The organism is Hirschia baltica ATCC 49814 (genome assembly GCF_000023785.1).
In the GTDB taxonomy this organism is placed as follows: Bacteria; Pseudomonadota; Alphaproteobacteria; order Caulobacterales; family Hyphomonadaceae; genus Hirschia; species Hirschia baltica.
This window is the reverse complement of the sequence record NC_012982.1, coordinates 3,081,408-3,096,212: the sequence shown is the minus strand read 5'-3', so window position 1 is coordinate 3,096,212 and position 14,805 is coordinate 3,081,408. Positions and strand designations below refer to the sequence as shown.

General features: G+C 43.7%; 9 protein-coding genes. 8 read left to right on the top strand and 1 reads right to left on the bottom strand.

Annotated elements, in window-relative coordinates; all coding sequences use genetic code 11:
* Positions 1-104 precede the first annotated feature (104 nt).
* The 8 genes from HBAL_RS14110 (at position 105) to HBAL_RS14075 (ending at position 11,604) form a co-directional block, all read left to right on the top strand.
* Complete coding sequence (locus HBAL_RS14110; RefSeq protein ID WP_015828625.1) at positions 105-1,520, top strand: MFS transporter; 1,416 nt, start codon at positions 105-107, stop codon at positions 1,518-1,520.
* Between the two features lie 40 nt (positions 1,521-1,560).
* Positions 1,561-2,706, top strand: coding sequence for an endo-1,4-beta-xylanase (locus HBAL_RS14105; protein ID WP_015828624.1), 1,146 nt, complete (start codon positions 1,561-1,563; stop codon positions 2,704-2,706).
* 21 nt (positions 2,707-2,727) lie between these two features.
* A complete protein-coding gene (locus HBAL_RS14100) occupies positions 2,728-3,690 on the top strand; it encodes a glycoside hydrolase family 43 protein (RefSeq protein WP_015828623.1) in 963 nt (320 codons plus the stop codon).
* A gap of 364 nt (positions 3,691-4,054) precedes the next feature.
* Positions 4,055-7,159 (top strand): TonB-dependent receptor, encoded by a 3,105-nt coding sequence (locus HBAL_RS14095; protein ID WP_015828622.1) that lies wholly within the window; start codon positions 4,055-4,057, stop codon positions 7,157-7,159.
* 217 nt (positions 7,160-7,376) lie between these two features.
* The gene (locus HBAL_RS14090; RefSeq protein WP_015828621.1) at positions 7,377-8,123 is read left to right on the top strand and encodes a SapC family protein; all 747 of its coding nucleotides are present in this window, start codon (positions 7,377-7,379) and stop codon (positions 8,121-8,123) included.
* A gap of 13 nt (positions 8,124-8,136) precedes the next feature.
* The gene (locus HBAL_RS14085; RefSeq protein WP_015828620.1) at positions 8,137-9,180 is read left to right on the top strand and encodes a cupin-like domain-containing protein; all 1,044 of its coding nucleotides are present in this window, start codon (positions 8,137-8,139) and stop codon (positions 9,178-9,180) included.
* Between the two features lie 24 nt (positions 9,181-9,204).
* On the top strand, positions 9,205-10,686 hold the full coding sequence (locus HBAL_RS14080; protein WP_015828619.1) for a tryptophan halogenase family protein: 1,482 nt from the start codon (positions 9,205-9,207) through the stop codon (positions 10,684-10,686).
* Between the two features lie 45 nt (positions 10,687-10,731).
* Positions 10,732-11,604: a ThuA domain-containing protein gene (locus HBAL_RS14075; protein ID WP_015828618.1), complete on the top strand. Its 873-nt coding sequence runs from the start codon at positions 10,732-10,734 to the stop codon at positions 11,602-11,604.
* A gap of 85 nt (positions 11,605-11,689) precedes the next feature.
* Here HBAL_RS14075 and HBAL_RS14070 read toward each other — a convergent pair whose 3' ends face one another.
* Entirely contained in the window at positions 11,690-14,383 is a 2,694-nt protein-coding gene (locus HBAL_RS14070; protein ID WP_015828617.1) for a beta-glucosidase, read from the bottom strand.
* Positions 14,384-14,805: the final 422 nt, after the last annotated feature.

Sequence of the window (14,805 nt, the reverse complement as noted above, 5' to 3'; positions counted from 1 at the left end):
TTATGACCGCGCTTACTGCGTCTATTTTGGATGAAGTAGGGGATTAGAAGTCAAAAACTCATTTTTACTTGGTTTAAGACCGACCATTGTATTGAGGGTGAGGAATGAGTGTAGTTAGCGAACAAAAGTTGAGCGTTACTGAAAAAGTGGGTTATGCGACGGGAGACCTTGCCGCGAATCTTGTTTTTCAAACTTTGATGACATTTTTAGCTTTTTTTTATACCGATATTTATAAATTACCGACAGCAACTGCAACCATGCTCATATCGACAGTGGGAATTGGTGCTGCTTTGATTATTAATCCGGTTATGGGGTTTATTGCTGATCGGACCAATACAAAATGGGGGAAGTTTCGTCCTTGGATTTTGTGGACAGCCATTCCGTTCGGTGTGATTGCCATTTTGACATTCTCAACTCCTGATTTCGGGCCGCAGGGGAAGGTTATATACGCTTTTGCGACCTATACTCTTTTGTTGGTCGTCTACGCTGCGAATAATCTTCCTTATTCAGCGCTGAGCGGTGTCCTCACGGGCAGCATGTCTGAACGCAATAGTTTGTCATCTTACAGATTTGTGGCTGTGATGCTGGCGCAATTTATTGTTCAGGTCTTCATGTATCCAATTGTTGAAATCGTCGGTGGTGGGGATCAGGCAGCAGGCTTTGGAAAGGTTATGACCTCCCTTGCAATATTGGGGTCTTGTTTGTTGCTCGTGACTTTCTTCACCACTAAGGAAAGAATTGTTCCTAAAGCTGATCAGGTTTCCAGCGTCTTTCAAGATGTTGAAGACATGGCATCCAATCGGCCTTGGGTCATCATTCTTGCTCTTACTACGATGATTTTTCTCGGGCTTGCCCTCAAAGGTGGGATGTATATCTACTTTTTTGAAAATTATATGAATGAAAAATCTATGGGGGATTTCTTCCAAGGTTTGGGGTTCTCTAATATTGAAAATCCAAGTGCATATGCTTTTGGTATTTTTAATGGCGGCGGCATCATCATGATGATTGTCGGAATATTATTCTCAAAAAATTTGGCTGATCGGTTTGGTAAAAAAGCGACTTTTGGCGGGGCTTTGTTTGTTGCAACTTTGTTTGTGATGGCAATTTATCTTGTACCTTCAGAAGCTGTTCTAATGGTTTTCATCGTTCAGATATTACACGGTTTCTTCTATGGGATCACGGTGCCAATCTTGTGGGCGATGGTGGCAGATGTGGCAGATTTCTCTGAGTGGAGAACAGGCCGACGTGCAACTGCGATTGTGTTTTCTGCAATGATGATCGGATTGAAGCTTGGTTTGACTTTTGGGCAGACGGTGCTGACAGCGACGTTAGGCTTGTATGGCTATGATGCGACGCTAGCGGTTCAAAGTCCCGAAACAATTCAAGGAATTAGGTTTGGAGTCAGTGTGTTAGCTTCAGTTCCTTTCCTCCTAGGGTGCGGTTTGTTGCTGATATACGAGATAGATAAAAATATGGAAAAGACAATTGAGCGTGAGTTGGCAGAACGGCGCCAAGCTTAAGTTGGCTGTTTTTGTAATTTAAATCCGAAGGCAAGTTAAAATGAAATTTCATCTCGTCACAGCGTCTATTCTTTCGCTCTTCTTGGTTGCGTGTTCTGAAAAATCACCTTCTGTCACAACAGATGCGAGACCTTTAGAGCAGGCACAAACATCGTTGAAAGATGCTTATATTGATGCGTTTCTGATTGGAGCTGCATTAAATGAAGATCAAATCTATGAGCGTGATTCTGAGGTTGATGATATAATTACATCGCAGTTTAATTCCATTGTTGCTGAAAACTGCATGAAAGCAGAAAATATTCATCCTGAAGAGGACGATTTCTTCTGGGAAGAAGCTGACGCTTTTATTGCTTTTGGCTTGAAAAATGAGATGAGCATTATTGGTCATACATTGGCTTGGCATTCCCAAACACCAGACTGGTTATTCGTTGATGAAAATGGTGAAGACGTCAGTCGTGACGTTTTGCTTGAGCGTATGCAAAACCACATCACTACGATTATGCAGCGCTATAAAGGTAAGGTTAAAGGGTGGGATGTTGTCAATGAAGCTATTCTTGATGACGGCTCCATGCGGGAAAGCAAATTCTATGAAATCATAGGGCCGGATTGGGTGGAGAAAATGTTCATTTTTGCCAATCAGGCAGATCCAGATGCTGAGCTGTATTACAATGATTATTCTATGGCCATTCCAGAAAAGCGTGAAGGAGCATATGCCCTTGTGAAGGGGATGCAGGACAAAGGCATTCGTGTCGACGGCATTGGTATGCAAGGGCATATCAATTTGGATGGACCGACGTTGGAAGCCTTTGAAGAAAGTCTGTTGCGATTTGCAGAACTTGGTCAGGTTATGATCACTGAATTGGACGTTACTGTTTTACCTTGGCCGGGGACTGAGGTGGGAGCTGAAGTTTCAATGTCTGTTGAGTTTCAGGATGAATTTAATCCGTATCGCAACGGGTTAACACCGGCAGTTGAGGCGCATTTACACAAGCGTTATGTAGAAATGTTCTCTTTATTTCATAAGCACGCCGACAAAATTGACAGGGTCACTTTGTGGGGAGTTACAGACGCTAATTCATGGCGGAATGACTGGCCTATGGATGGACGGACGGATTACCCTTTGTTGTTTGATCGTGCCAACAAACCCAAACCGTTTGTTCAAGAAATCATCACTATTACAAATTGAATTGAGACTAAAGTAAGTAAAATGAGACACTTAGTACGCCATCTATATACTGCAGATCCATCGGCACATGTTTTTGATGGCCGCATCTATATTTATCCATCGCGAGATGTTGAAGGGGGAATTCCTTTCAACGACAACGGTGATCATTTTGATATGAAAGACTACCATGTTTTTTCTATGGATAGTGTCGATGGAGAGGTGATTGATCATGGTGTAGCACTTCACGTGGATGATGTTCCATGGGCTAAGCGCCAAATGTGGGCTCCTGATGCTGCGCGCAAAGACGGTAAGTATTATTTCTATTTTCCTGCCAAAGACCATGATGATGTATTTCGTATTGGCGTTGCAGTGGGAGAGCGTCCAGAGGGACCATTTATTGCGCAAGCTGAAGCGATTCAGGGGAGTACAAGTATAGATCCCGCTGTTTTCGAAGATGATGATGGCAGCCATTACATGTATTATGGTGGTATTTGGGGAGGGCAACTTCAGCGTTGGAAAACCGGTGAATATACGGAAGACGACTCTGAGCCAGCCGATGATGCGCCAGCACTTTGTCCTAAAATGGCCCGCATGCGTGAAGACATGTTGGAGTTTGATGAAGCTCCCAAAGATGTTGTCATCTTAGATAAGAAAGGTGAGCCTTTAAAAGCGGGTGATCACAATCGTCGCTTCTTTGAAGCGGCTTGGGTGCATAAATTTAATGGTAAATATTATTTCTCTTATTCAACTGGGAATACGCATCTTCTTTGCTATGCGGTTGGTGATTCTCCGTATGGACCATTCACATATGGCGGCGTGATTATGACGCCTGTGGTTGGGTGGACGACGCATCACAGTATTTGTGAAGTCGAAGAGAAATGGTATCTCTTTCACCATGATAGCAAATTATCCGGCGGCGTTACGCATTTAAGAAGTATAAAAATTGCAGAGCTTAAGCATCGTCCGGATGGTACAATAGAAACACTGGACGGGATGGCAGAGTAGAATCAAGAAAATAACTGATTTTTAGTAGTTGAAGTTACTTGCAAAAAGAGGTTTTTTCAATATTCTGACAACGGTAGACAATTTTGCGTAGTGTGGCTTTTGAGTTTGTTGCTGTGTTTTGTGGATAATAACATAAATAAATACAGACACTTAAAAAAGTTACATTGAGATAATTTGTAAAGTAAACTGAGGGTTAGTCGAGAATATTGCGTTGACCACTCTTTTTTAAGGGTATAGAGACAACGTTGGACCTAATGGAGTTGGAAGTCCTTAGGTAATCGGGGTGTGGACTAAAAAATATTCGAGTTTGCATGCTTCGAAAAATAAAAATTAAAGTCGAAGAAAAAATTCCTGGGAGGAAAAAATGAGTAGTAATAAAGTTCTACATAATTTCGGATTTGGTTTGGGCTTGTTGAGTGGTGTTTCCGCTCTGACAATAATGGCTACGATGCCTGCTGCTGCTCAAGAAGCAGCACAAGAGGCGGCTGAGGAAGAAAGCCGCACATTGGATACCATCGTTGTGACAGGTATTCGTGCATCTATGCAAAACGCGATGGACATGAAGCGTGAAGCAAGTGGTGTTCTTGATGCGATTTCTGCTGAGGACATTGGTAAATTTCCAGACACCAACCTAGCTGAATCATTGCAACGTATCACAGGTGTTTCTATTGACCGTCAGAACGGTGAGGGTTCTTCAGTAACGGTTCGTGGTTTTGGTCCAGGTTTTAACCTTGTTACATTTAACGGACGTACATTGCCAACAGCAGATATCGAAGCGGTTGGTTCACGCGGTAACTACGGTATTGGTGGGGGTCGTAACTTTGACTTCTCAAACCTCGCGTCAGAAGGTGTTAGTGCACTAGAAGTTTACAAAACAGGTCAAGCTATTTTGCCGACTGGTGGTATTGGTGCAACGATAAACATCGTGACACGTAAGCCGCTAGACACAGATGGTTTTGATGCAACTGTTCAAGCTAAATTGGTCAATGACACAAGTGTTGAAGCCGGTGATTCAGTCACACCTGAGCTTTCAGGTCTTATGAATTGGTCGAACGATGCTGGTACATTCGGTGTAGGCTTGTTTGGTTCATACTCGAAGCGTGACTCTGGCGCGCCGACAATGCAGATCAACGACTGGATCACACGTGAAGCTGGTGTTGATGGAAGCATTGATAGCTCTTACTTGCGTGGTGATGGATCAACAGTTATTACGAATGGGCCGGAAGCTGGCCAGCTTTATGCCATCCCTCAAGATAGTCGTTATGACTTCTCTGACATTGAGCGTGAACGTATAAATGGTCAATTGGTTCTACAATACCGTCCTATGGATGCTTTGACGCTGACTGCGGACTATACTGTTGTTGCAAACGAGTCTTCTGAACTTCGCTATGAGCAAACAAACTGGTTTGCTACTCCGATGGATCAAATCACATTTGCGCATGACGGACCTGTTGCGACTGCGATTTTCATGCAGGAAAACAACAACGGTTCAAAAGATATTGGTTTTGAGCAAACAGACCGTGCAACAAAAGACCAACTACAATCTCTTGGCTTTGGTGCTGAGTGGGAATTAAACGATTCAATGAGCGTTATCTTTGATGGTCACACATCTAAAGGTAAATCAGCTGGTAATAACCCATTGGGTCACATTGCTACATTTGTGACTTTTGGCGCGCCTGTAATTCAACAACATTCTGTTGATTATAGTTCAGGCTACCCTGTGCAATCATACACAACCAACGATTCTGTTCGCGGAAACGGGAATGGGGTTTTGGATGTGGGTGACTTAGGTACACAGGTTCAGCGTTCTAACACTGGACAAATGACGCACGATGTTGATGAGTTTGATCTGCGTTTTGTCTGGGAAAACGACAACTCCAGCCTAACAGTTGGTGCAAACCGTCGTAACACAGAAATGAATCGTATACAGCTTACAACTCAGCAGGACCTTGGTTCTTGGGGTATCGGTAACCCTGGTGATGTTGAGCAATTTGCTCCTGGCCTCGTAGAGCAATTCTGTATCTCATGTACTTATGACGACTTGTCTGTCGGACAAGGTGATATCGCTTTTAAATCATCACCTACTCAGTTATATCCGCTATTTCAGCAAGCATATGCGGGAAATGCAGTTACAACAGGATCTAACGACAATACTGTAAGTGAAGATATTACTGCTTTGTTTGCTCAGTTTGGCATGGAATCTGAATTCATGACGAAGCCGGTTCGCTTGAATGCAGGTTTCCGTTACGAAGAAACAGATGTACAAGCGGACACTGTTCAAACAATACCGACAGGTATTATTTGGGGGTCTGACAACGACTTCCTTGTTACTAATAATGGCGGTACAGAGAATTTTTCTGAAGAAGCTAGTTATGATCACTTGTTGCCAAACTTTGATTTCTCAATTGATCTATCGGATAATCTGGTTGCGCGTGCGTCTTACTCTAAGACAATTGCACGTGTGGGATATTCTCAGCTCTTTGCTTCGACAGCTGCTAATGCACCTGCTCGTCCAACGGCTCTTGGTGGTACTTTGTCAGGTACGTCACAAAACCCAGGTCTATTACCTCTAGAATCAGAGAACTATGATGTTTCTCTTGAATGGTATTACGGTGATGCAAGTTATGTATCTGTTGGTTACTTCAACAAAGATGTGAAGAATTTCACTGGTCAAGGTGTTGTCGAGCGTAACTTGTTTGGTTTGCGTGACCCAGCATCTGGAGCAGCCGGTTCAGTTTCTGGTCAAGCGCTAGACCTTATCAATGGTATTGCAGGTGTCGACCAATCTGAAGCCAACCTCTTCACAATGTCAGCTCTGATTATCAAAAACGGTGGTGATCAAGCAGCAGCTTCTGCTGAATTTCAGGCCGCTCTTGGAACAGATGGTGCGCTAGCAACTGCTCTTCCTCAGAGTTATGTTGACCAGATAGCCACTGACTATGACATCACGAGTTCTGCAGCTGATCCTTTGGCGAACTTCGCTGTACAACAACCAACTCAAGACAATGATGGTAACCTTCACGGTTATGAGTTTGCTGTGCAACACTTCTTTGGTGACACTGGATTTGGTGTTTCAGCCAACTACACTATCGTAGATGGTGATGTTGTTCTTGATCCTGGTGCACCGATTGACGAGAACCAATTTGCTCTTATCGGTCTATCGGACAGTGCAAACTTTGCGGCTATCTATGAGAAATATGGTTTGTCAGCACGTCTTACATATAACTGGCGTGATACATACCTGACACAAATCAACCAAGGTGATGACCGTTCAGGTATCTATGCTGAAGATTATGGTCAGTTCGACTTGAACGTTAGCTATGAAGTGAATGACCACCTTGGTCTATCATTTGAAGCTATCAACCTAACTGGTGAAGACCAACGTCAATATCACCGTGTTTCAAACCAAGTTTACTATGCATACGAATTATCACCACGCTTCGTGGCTGGTGTTCGTTACAAATTCTAAACTTTGAAATAGACCTCTCTCTTCTTTAAAATTAAAAGGAGAGAGAGCCTATTTGTAGGTAAATGAAGAAAGCCGTTGACCTCGTCACCGGCTTTCCTTCCTTTTGCTTCTATATCATTATCTGATACGCATTAGATACTGCCAAACTAATTGCTTTTGTTATTGAAACATGGCGAGATCAGCGCAACTATTCCATTCTGAATATGAGTAAACCGATATGTCGAAAATTGTTCTTCTAAATAATATTGATCATCAAGATTTACGTGTAGGTGTTATGCGAGGGGCAGCCATTGGAGATAGTATCAATCAAGTGCTTGTTGTTCCAACAGAATTTCAAGAATTGCAGCGTGAATATCCCATCTTCCTTCGTCGGGATAATAATGAGATTAAAGCAGTCGCATTGCTTGGACTAGATCCAGGTGAAAACCTTTACCTAGATGGGAATAATTGGAATGCTCGTTACATTCCAGCCATTCAGGCGAGGGGCCCTTTTTCAATAGGACTGCAGAAATCGGAAGAAGCTGGTGAAGAGCAGGTTGAAGCAAAGATCAATATAGACATGGACCATCCGTCAGTGGGCAAGGATGAAGGATATCCTTTGTTTTTACCTGAAGGCGGCAATGCGCCGTATCTGGAGCATGTGAGTGCTATTTTGCGCTTGTTGCACGATGGCGTAAATCTCCAGAATGATTTCTACAATACGCTTGAAGAAATGGGTTTGATTGAAGAAATCGTGATGAAAGTCGATGTTAATCCGACCGTAAGTTATGACATGCCCGGTTTTTTGACTGTTGGGTTGGATAAATTGCGCAATTTGGATGGTGCGAATTTGGAGAAGCTGAGCAAGTCTGGGTATTTGCACCTAACCTATTTGTTGGCCTCTTCTACTAGTAATATCAATCGCTTAATCGAGATGAAGAACAGAAAGATCCAAGCGGCTGAGCTAAATACAGCAACATCGTAAAAGAGGTGGTGGATTGAGTGTATTAAGTGGCTGCCCCAAAACACAGATTGTGGAGGTTGAGAGCCTTGATGCTCTGCCGTTTCGTGAACTCGCGGCTTTAAACAGTCCAGTTATTGTAAAGAATATCGCGGGGCGTTGGCCAATAGTGGAAGCGGGGAAGTGCTCTCACCATGAGGTGATGAGCTATCTTGAAGGCTTTTATTCTGGTCGACCTGTGACGCTTTACACACTCGCTCCTGAACATCAGGGCCAGCCTTTCTACGATGAAAATCTCACGGGTATGAATTATACAGCTGAAAGGGTGCCTTTACAGAAATTCTTTGATCTAGTGCGCGAGACATTTGATATTGAAGGGCTTAAAAATGGGTATTATGTAGGCTCCACAGATCAAAACCAATTTTTCCCAGGGTTAGATGCGGAAAATGGACTAAAGCTAGAAACTTATTCGCTATTTGAAAGTGGTCCGGTTTTAAGCTCATTGTGGATGGGTGGACAGACAACTGCTCGTGCTCACTATGACATGTCCAACAATATCGCTTTTTGTGTTGCTGGTAAGCGACGTTTTATTTTGTTCCCGCCCGATCAAATCCATAATTTATATCCAGGGCCGCTTGCGCCAACGCCGGGCGGTCAGGTGTTGACCATGGTTGATATTCACAAACCAGATTTTGAGAAATACCCCAAATTTGAAGAAGCGATAAAACATGCTCAGATTGCAGAGTTGGAACCGGGCGATATGCTTATGTATCCAGCGTTATGGTGGCATCAGGTCGAAGCATTGGCACAATTCAACATATTGCTAAACTATTGGTGGAATAGCGTTCCAAGCTTTGCTGATTCACCTATGAACACATTATTACATGGACTGATTAGTTTAAGGGACCGTCCACAATCCGAGAAGGATGCTTGGCGAGAGGTCTTTGATTATTATGTTTTCAAGGATGGCGGCAATTCAGCATCGCATTTACCCGAGCATGCGCGTGGCCCGCTTGGCGAGATGGATGGTCATATTGCGCGGCAATTACGGGCGCAGCTACTACAAAAATTAAACCGATAATAATAAATAAATCAGGAGGTTGAGGTGGAAAGACAGACAATCAATAGAGTAGTCATCGCAGGAGGTGGTACTGCCGGTTGGGTAACTGCTGCGTCTTTGTCTCATAATCTGGGGCCTGCTCTTGATATAACATTGGTTGAGTCTGAAGCTATCGGTACAATTGGCGTTGGGGAGGCGACAATTCCGACCCATACGTCTTTTCATGCGATGCTTGGCATTAATGAAGCTGAGTTTATGCGGGCCACGCATGCAACGTTTAAATTGGGTATTCAGTTTGAAGGGTGGAAAGACAAAGGCGAGAGCTATATTCACTCTTTTGGGCAGGTTGGTAAGCACACCTGGATGGCACCATTCCATCATCTTTGGCTGCATGCCAGAGATCTAGGTATTGAGGGAGACTTTGAGGATTATTGTCTGGAGTTAAAGGCTGCAAAAGCGGATAAATTCTTTACATCCGACAAGCAGAAACCTTTAAATTACGCCTATCATCTGGATGCAGTTGCTTATGCGAAATATCTTCGCGGCTTTTCCGAGAAGAAAGGCGTTAAGCGTGTCGAGGGGAAAATCCAGAATGTGCTCCAATACGCAGAAAGCGGGAACATCAAGGCTGTAGAGCTTGAAAATGGAGCTTTAATTGAGGGTGACCTTTTCATTGATTGCACTGGATTTAATGGCCTACTGATCGAGAAAACCCTCAAAACAGGATATGATGACTGGCGTCATTGGTTGCCGATGGATAGCGCTTATGCTGTGCAAACACAGAAAACGGGCCCAGCAATCCCATATACGCGTGCTATAGCGCACGAGAATGGCTGGAGATGGCGCATTCCTTTGCAACACCGCGTTGGTAATGGATTTGTTTTTACAAGTGAAAAACTATCTAATGATGATGCTCGCGAGCAATTTGAAAATGCATTGGAAGGTGAAGCCTTAACCGAGCCACGTCTGATCCGATTTATAACTGGCCGTCGTAAGAAGGTTTGGAATAAGAATTGTGTTGCCCTTGGGCTGTCATCGGGTTTTTTAGAACCTTTGGAATCCACAAGTATTCATTTATTTCAGCGCGGTGTGACCGAGTTGGTCAAGCATTTCCCTTATCATGGAATTACGCCGGCGCTTGCTGATTTATACAATGATAAAATCTCTAAAGAAGTTGAGCAGATTCGGGATTTCTTGATCCTGCATTATAAGGTCACGCAGCGCGACGATAGTGAATTCTGGCGCGAACGTCAGGCAATGGACATTCCTGATACGCTGGCAGCTAGGCTTTCGCTATTTGAAGAAAATGCTCATGCATACAATGGGTGTGATGAATTATTCTTGTTGGATTCTTGGATACAAGTCATGTTTGGGCAGGGGATAGAGCCCAAAGGATACCATGCCATCGGGCAGTTATTTCCAAAAGATAGATTGGAAAATGCGCTTAAATCACAGCGCGAAAAAGTGGCTTCCACCCTAGCTCAACTTCCTTCGCATCAGGAATTTATTGATCAATATTGCAGTTAAATTCCTCACTTTCTGTGTGTTTGGTGTCGAAATATTGGGGGTATTATGGTGAAAAAGTTTCTTGTCATTGTCGCGCTAGTTTCGACTTGCTTGCAAGCGTGTTCATTGGGAGGCTCATTGCAACCAAATTCTATTATTGAGGAAGGGGGACATCAGGCGGAGGTGGTCGATTGGATGAAATCGCCTTCAATTTTGGTGTTTTCTAAAACTTTGGAATGGCGTCATGATGGCGGTATTTCCGGGGCTGATTTGTTCTTTGTCAAGCTTGCTGAAAATAAGGGATATGATCTGCTTACGACGGTAAATAGTGCTGTCTTTAATGAAGCTGATCTTGAACGTTTTGATGTTGTTGTTTTCAATAATGTGACTGGGGATGTCCTCAATAAAAATCAGCGTGTGGCATTTCAAAAATGGTTTGAGAAAAAAGGTCGCTGGATTGGGTTACACAGCATTGGCGACAAGAGTATTGCAAAATGGGATTGGTTTCAGACCAATTTCATTGGCACAGGATTTATCGGTCATACAATGCAGCCTCAATTTCAAGAGGCGGAGGTAGTTGTGTTGAAACCGGATCACCCTGTTGTGCAGGGGCTGCCGCCTTCTTTTAACCTAACAGACGAGTGGTATAGTTTTGACCAAGTGCCGCCAAGTGATGAGTTTATACCGCTTTTAGGGCTTGATGAGGCAACTTATGCACCAACTAATAAAGTTGTTGAGAGATGGCCTGAAGATTTAAGAATGGGAAATAAAGCAATTGATCACCCGATTGCATGGTCATTCTGCCGAGGGGATGCAAAAGGTGTGTATTCTGCGATTGGACATAGTTATGAAAACTATGAAGAGCCTGAATATCAAAAATTTCTGGTGAATGCTTTTGATTGGGTGACATCACCCAGTGTTGAAGCTGAGTGCAACTAGTTTGTAAAACTGGCGCGGTGCTTTCTTAAGTCGATAAACAACTAGACAGGGTAGCAAGCATTTTGCTTGCTACCCTTTTTATTATCTAGTTGGAGTAATCAACACTTACAGATGTGTACGGCGCATCAAACCCTGGCTGTCCACCACCAATAGACAATGTAAAGCTACCATCCTCAGGGAAGGTGAGTTTTCCATTCTCGTTAAAATAGCCAATGGCATCAGGTTTTATGCTGAGTGTTACAGTTTGGCTTTCTTTAGGTGCAAGCTCAATTGCATCAAAGGCTGCAAGCTCGACACGTGGTGTAGAGACATTCGCCAACGTGTCGCGTGTGACATAAGCCTGAACAATTTCGCGACTGGCTTTGTCGCCGCTATTTGTCACTTTGACACTAACTTGTAGGTTTTCATTGGCTGCGTAGGCTGTTTCAAGTTTTAGGTCTGAATATTCAAAACTTGTATAGCTAAGACCGTGACCGAATGGATAGAGTTGTTCACCTTCATAATATTTGTAGGTTCTGTTCTCCATTGAATAATCATCAAAGGCTGGCATGCCTTCAAGTGATTTATAGAATGTCACAGGCAGACGACCAGATGGGCTAAATTCACCCCATAACAGATCAGCTATAGCTGTTCCGGATTTTTCACCCGGATAGAAAGCTTGAACAATAGCTGGGAGATTTTCATCTTCCCAGTTTAGTGCCATGGCACTACCAGAGAAGTTTACCAGCACGACAGGTTTGCCTGTTGCGTGAAGTTCTTTGAGGAGTTTTTCCTGAGGTGCAGGCAAGTTGATGTGTGTGCGGTCTCCGCCAAGGAAGCCATCAAGCTCCACACCCATTTCTTCGCCCTCAAGATTGGCATCAATACCACCGAAGAACAAAATAACTTCTGCATCTTCTGCAGCTGCAAGTGCTTCTGCTTTGTAATCGCGAGAAACATCTGTCCAGTTTAGGTAGGCATATTTGTCGAGTTGATCGCGTGGCCAGCCTGAATCAAATTTCAAGCTTTGTGTGAATTCATAAGATTCACCAGCTTTCATTTCGATGTCATCCGTGTCGGTAACTTCTTTTCCATTGATCTCAAGTGTGGACCAGCGAGATGGCTGGAACCGGTAGCTGCCGGTTTCTTCTGGTACAATAACACCGCTCCAAATCGCGCCAAATTCATCGTTTAGACCGTCGGTTGTCGGTGTGCGTAACCAGTAGTGATCAATATTTTCTTCAACAGTTTCAATGCTTGGCTCACCTGATAGGAATTTATCTTCATAATAGGCGGCTTTAACACCAGGGACTAATTCGCCAGCTTCATTTTTGTGGAAGAGAGTGTTTGATGGCACAGCCTTATAGTTTGAATAAATGTCACCTGCGATTGTTGAGCCGACGGAATAGCTTACATTTTCTGCGCCAATTTTCGCCTTGATACCTTTTAAAGCTGTCACGGGTGCGGTTGGTTGACCGTAATAGTTTGCAACCAGTGTCCACCAATTGTCTGCATTTGGTCCAATCACTGCGACTTTTGTGTCGGGTTTTAGTGGAAGAATGCCGTCATTTTTGAGTAGAACGAGAGAAGCACGCGCGGCTTCTTCTGATTTTTCCAAATGGCTAGGGCTGGCAACTGTATCAATTGAGATATTGGACCAAGGCACAAGGGATGGGTCGTCATACATGCCAAGTTTGAACAAAGCAGAATATAAACGCACCACTGATTGATCAATTGTTTCTTCAGTGATCAAACCTTCTTTTACAGCTTGGGGTAAGGCGTCCATTTTATTGCCTTCACCATCACCACAGTTGAGGTCAGTTCCCATATTCACAGACAGGGCTGCGGCTTGCGCGCGCGTGTCCACATGGTCATGCGCAGCATATGGTGCTGTGCCTTCTGCTTTTTTCTCTTCGTCATAGTAGAAATCGCCAATGGCACCACAATCAGAAACGACATAACCATCAAAGCCTAATTCTTCACGCAGCAAGTCTTTCATGAGGCGCTCGGAACCACAGGCAGGATCGCCCCAGACAGCATTATAGGCACACATGACAGAAGCGACTTCTGTTTCATCAAATGCTGTTTTGAAAGCAGGGAGGTATGTTTCATAAAGGTCAGCGTCTGTTGCGATATAGTTGTCGCGGTGACGAGATGGTTCAGGGCCAGAGTGAACGGCATAGTGTTTTACTGTGGCGACGGATTTGAAGTATTTGTCATCATCGCCTTGAAGACCATTAATGAAATTGACCGCCATTCTACCAGTTAGATACGGGTCTTCTCCATATGTTTCTTGTCCGCGGCCCCATCTTGGGTCTCTAAAGATATTGATATTAGGCGACCAGAAAGTCAGTCCGCCATACATGGCGTACACATCTTCATTGGCATAAAAATGATGCTTGGCGCGGCCTTCATCGGAAATCACATTTGCCACTTCCAACATGAGGTCTTCATCCCATGTGGCTGCCATACCGATAGCCTGAGGGAAGACAGTTGCATGACCCGCACGGGCAACACCGTGGAGAGCTTCATTCCACCAATTATATTCATGTAGACCAAGACGCGGAATTGCAGCGGCTTTGTCGTACATTTGTGCTGCTTTTTCTTCGAGTGTCATGTGTGACACGAGGTCAAGCGCGCGTTCTTTGGGGGAAAGAGATGGATCCATGAAGCGAAATTCAGAGGATTTTGCTTCTTCAGTTGTTTGAGCTGTTTCAGTGTCTGTTTGAGAGCTACTGCATGCGGTTGCAAAAGCAAGGGACGCTATCGTTCCCAATAAAATTGATTTCACTGATTTCATTATTGAATCCTCCAAGAGTTTTTATTGGCATCGTTTGAGCGCCTTCATCGAGCTATAAAAGATATAGCAAGATGCCGGTGATCAAGGATGCGTTATTCTTTGTTTTATGCGTTGGTTTATATCCTTGGTTTTATATATAAGTCCATCGTTGTCTCTGTCTAATTTTTGATTTAGGTTCACGTTTAAGTGAGGAGCAGATTTTCGGACTTTAGGCCCTACATCTGGCTCAGGCGTGGTTGACAGAATTCTATAGTGCAGAATAAATTGGACAGATAGATTTTTAAAATTGGTCTGACATAAATTGTAGTATTAGAGAGTGTCTTCATTCCTGTTTCCAGCGAGATAAGTCTAATCTTCGGGCAGGATGTTGGGGTATTTCCCAATGCAGGCATACGGGTGATGTAGACTAAAAAGATTACGGT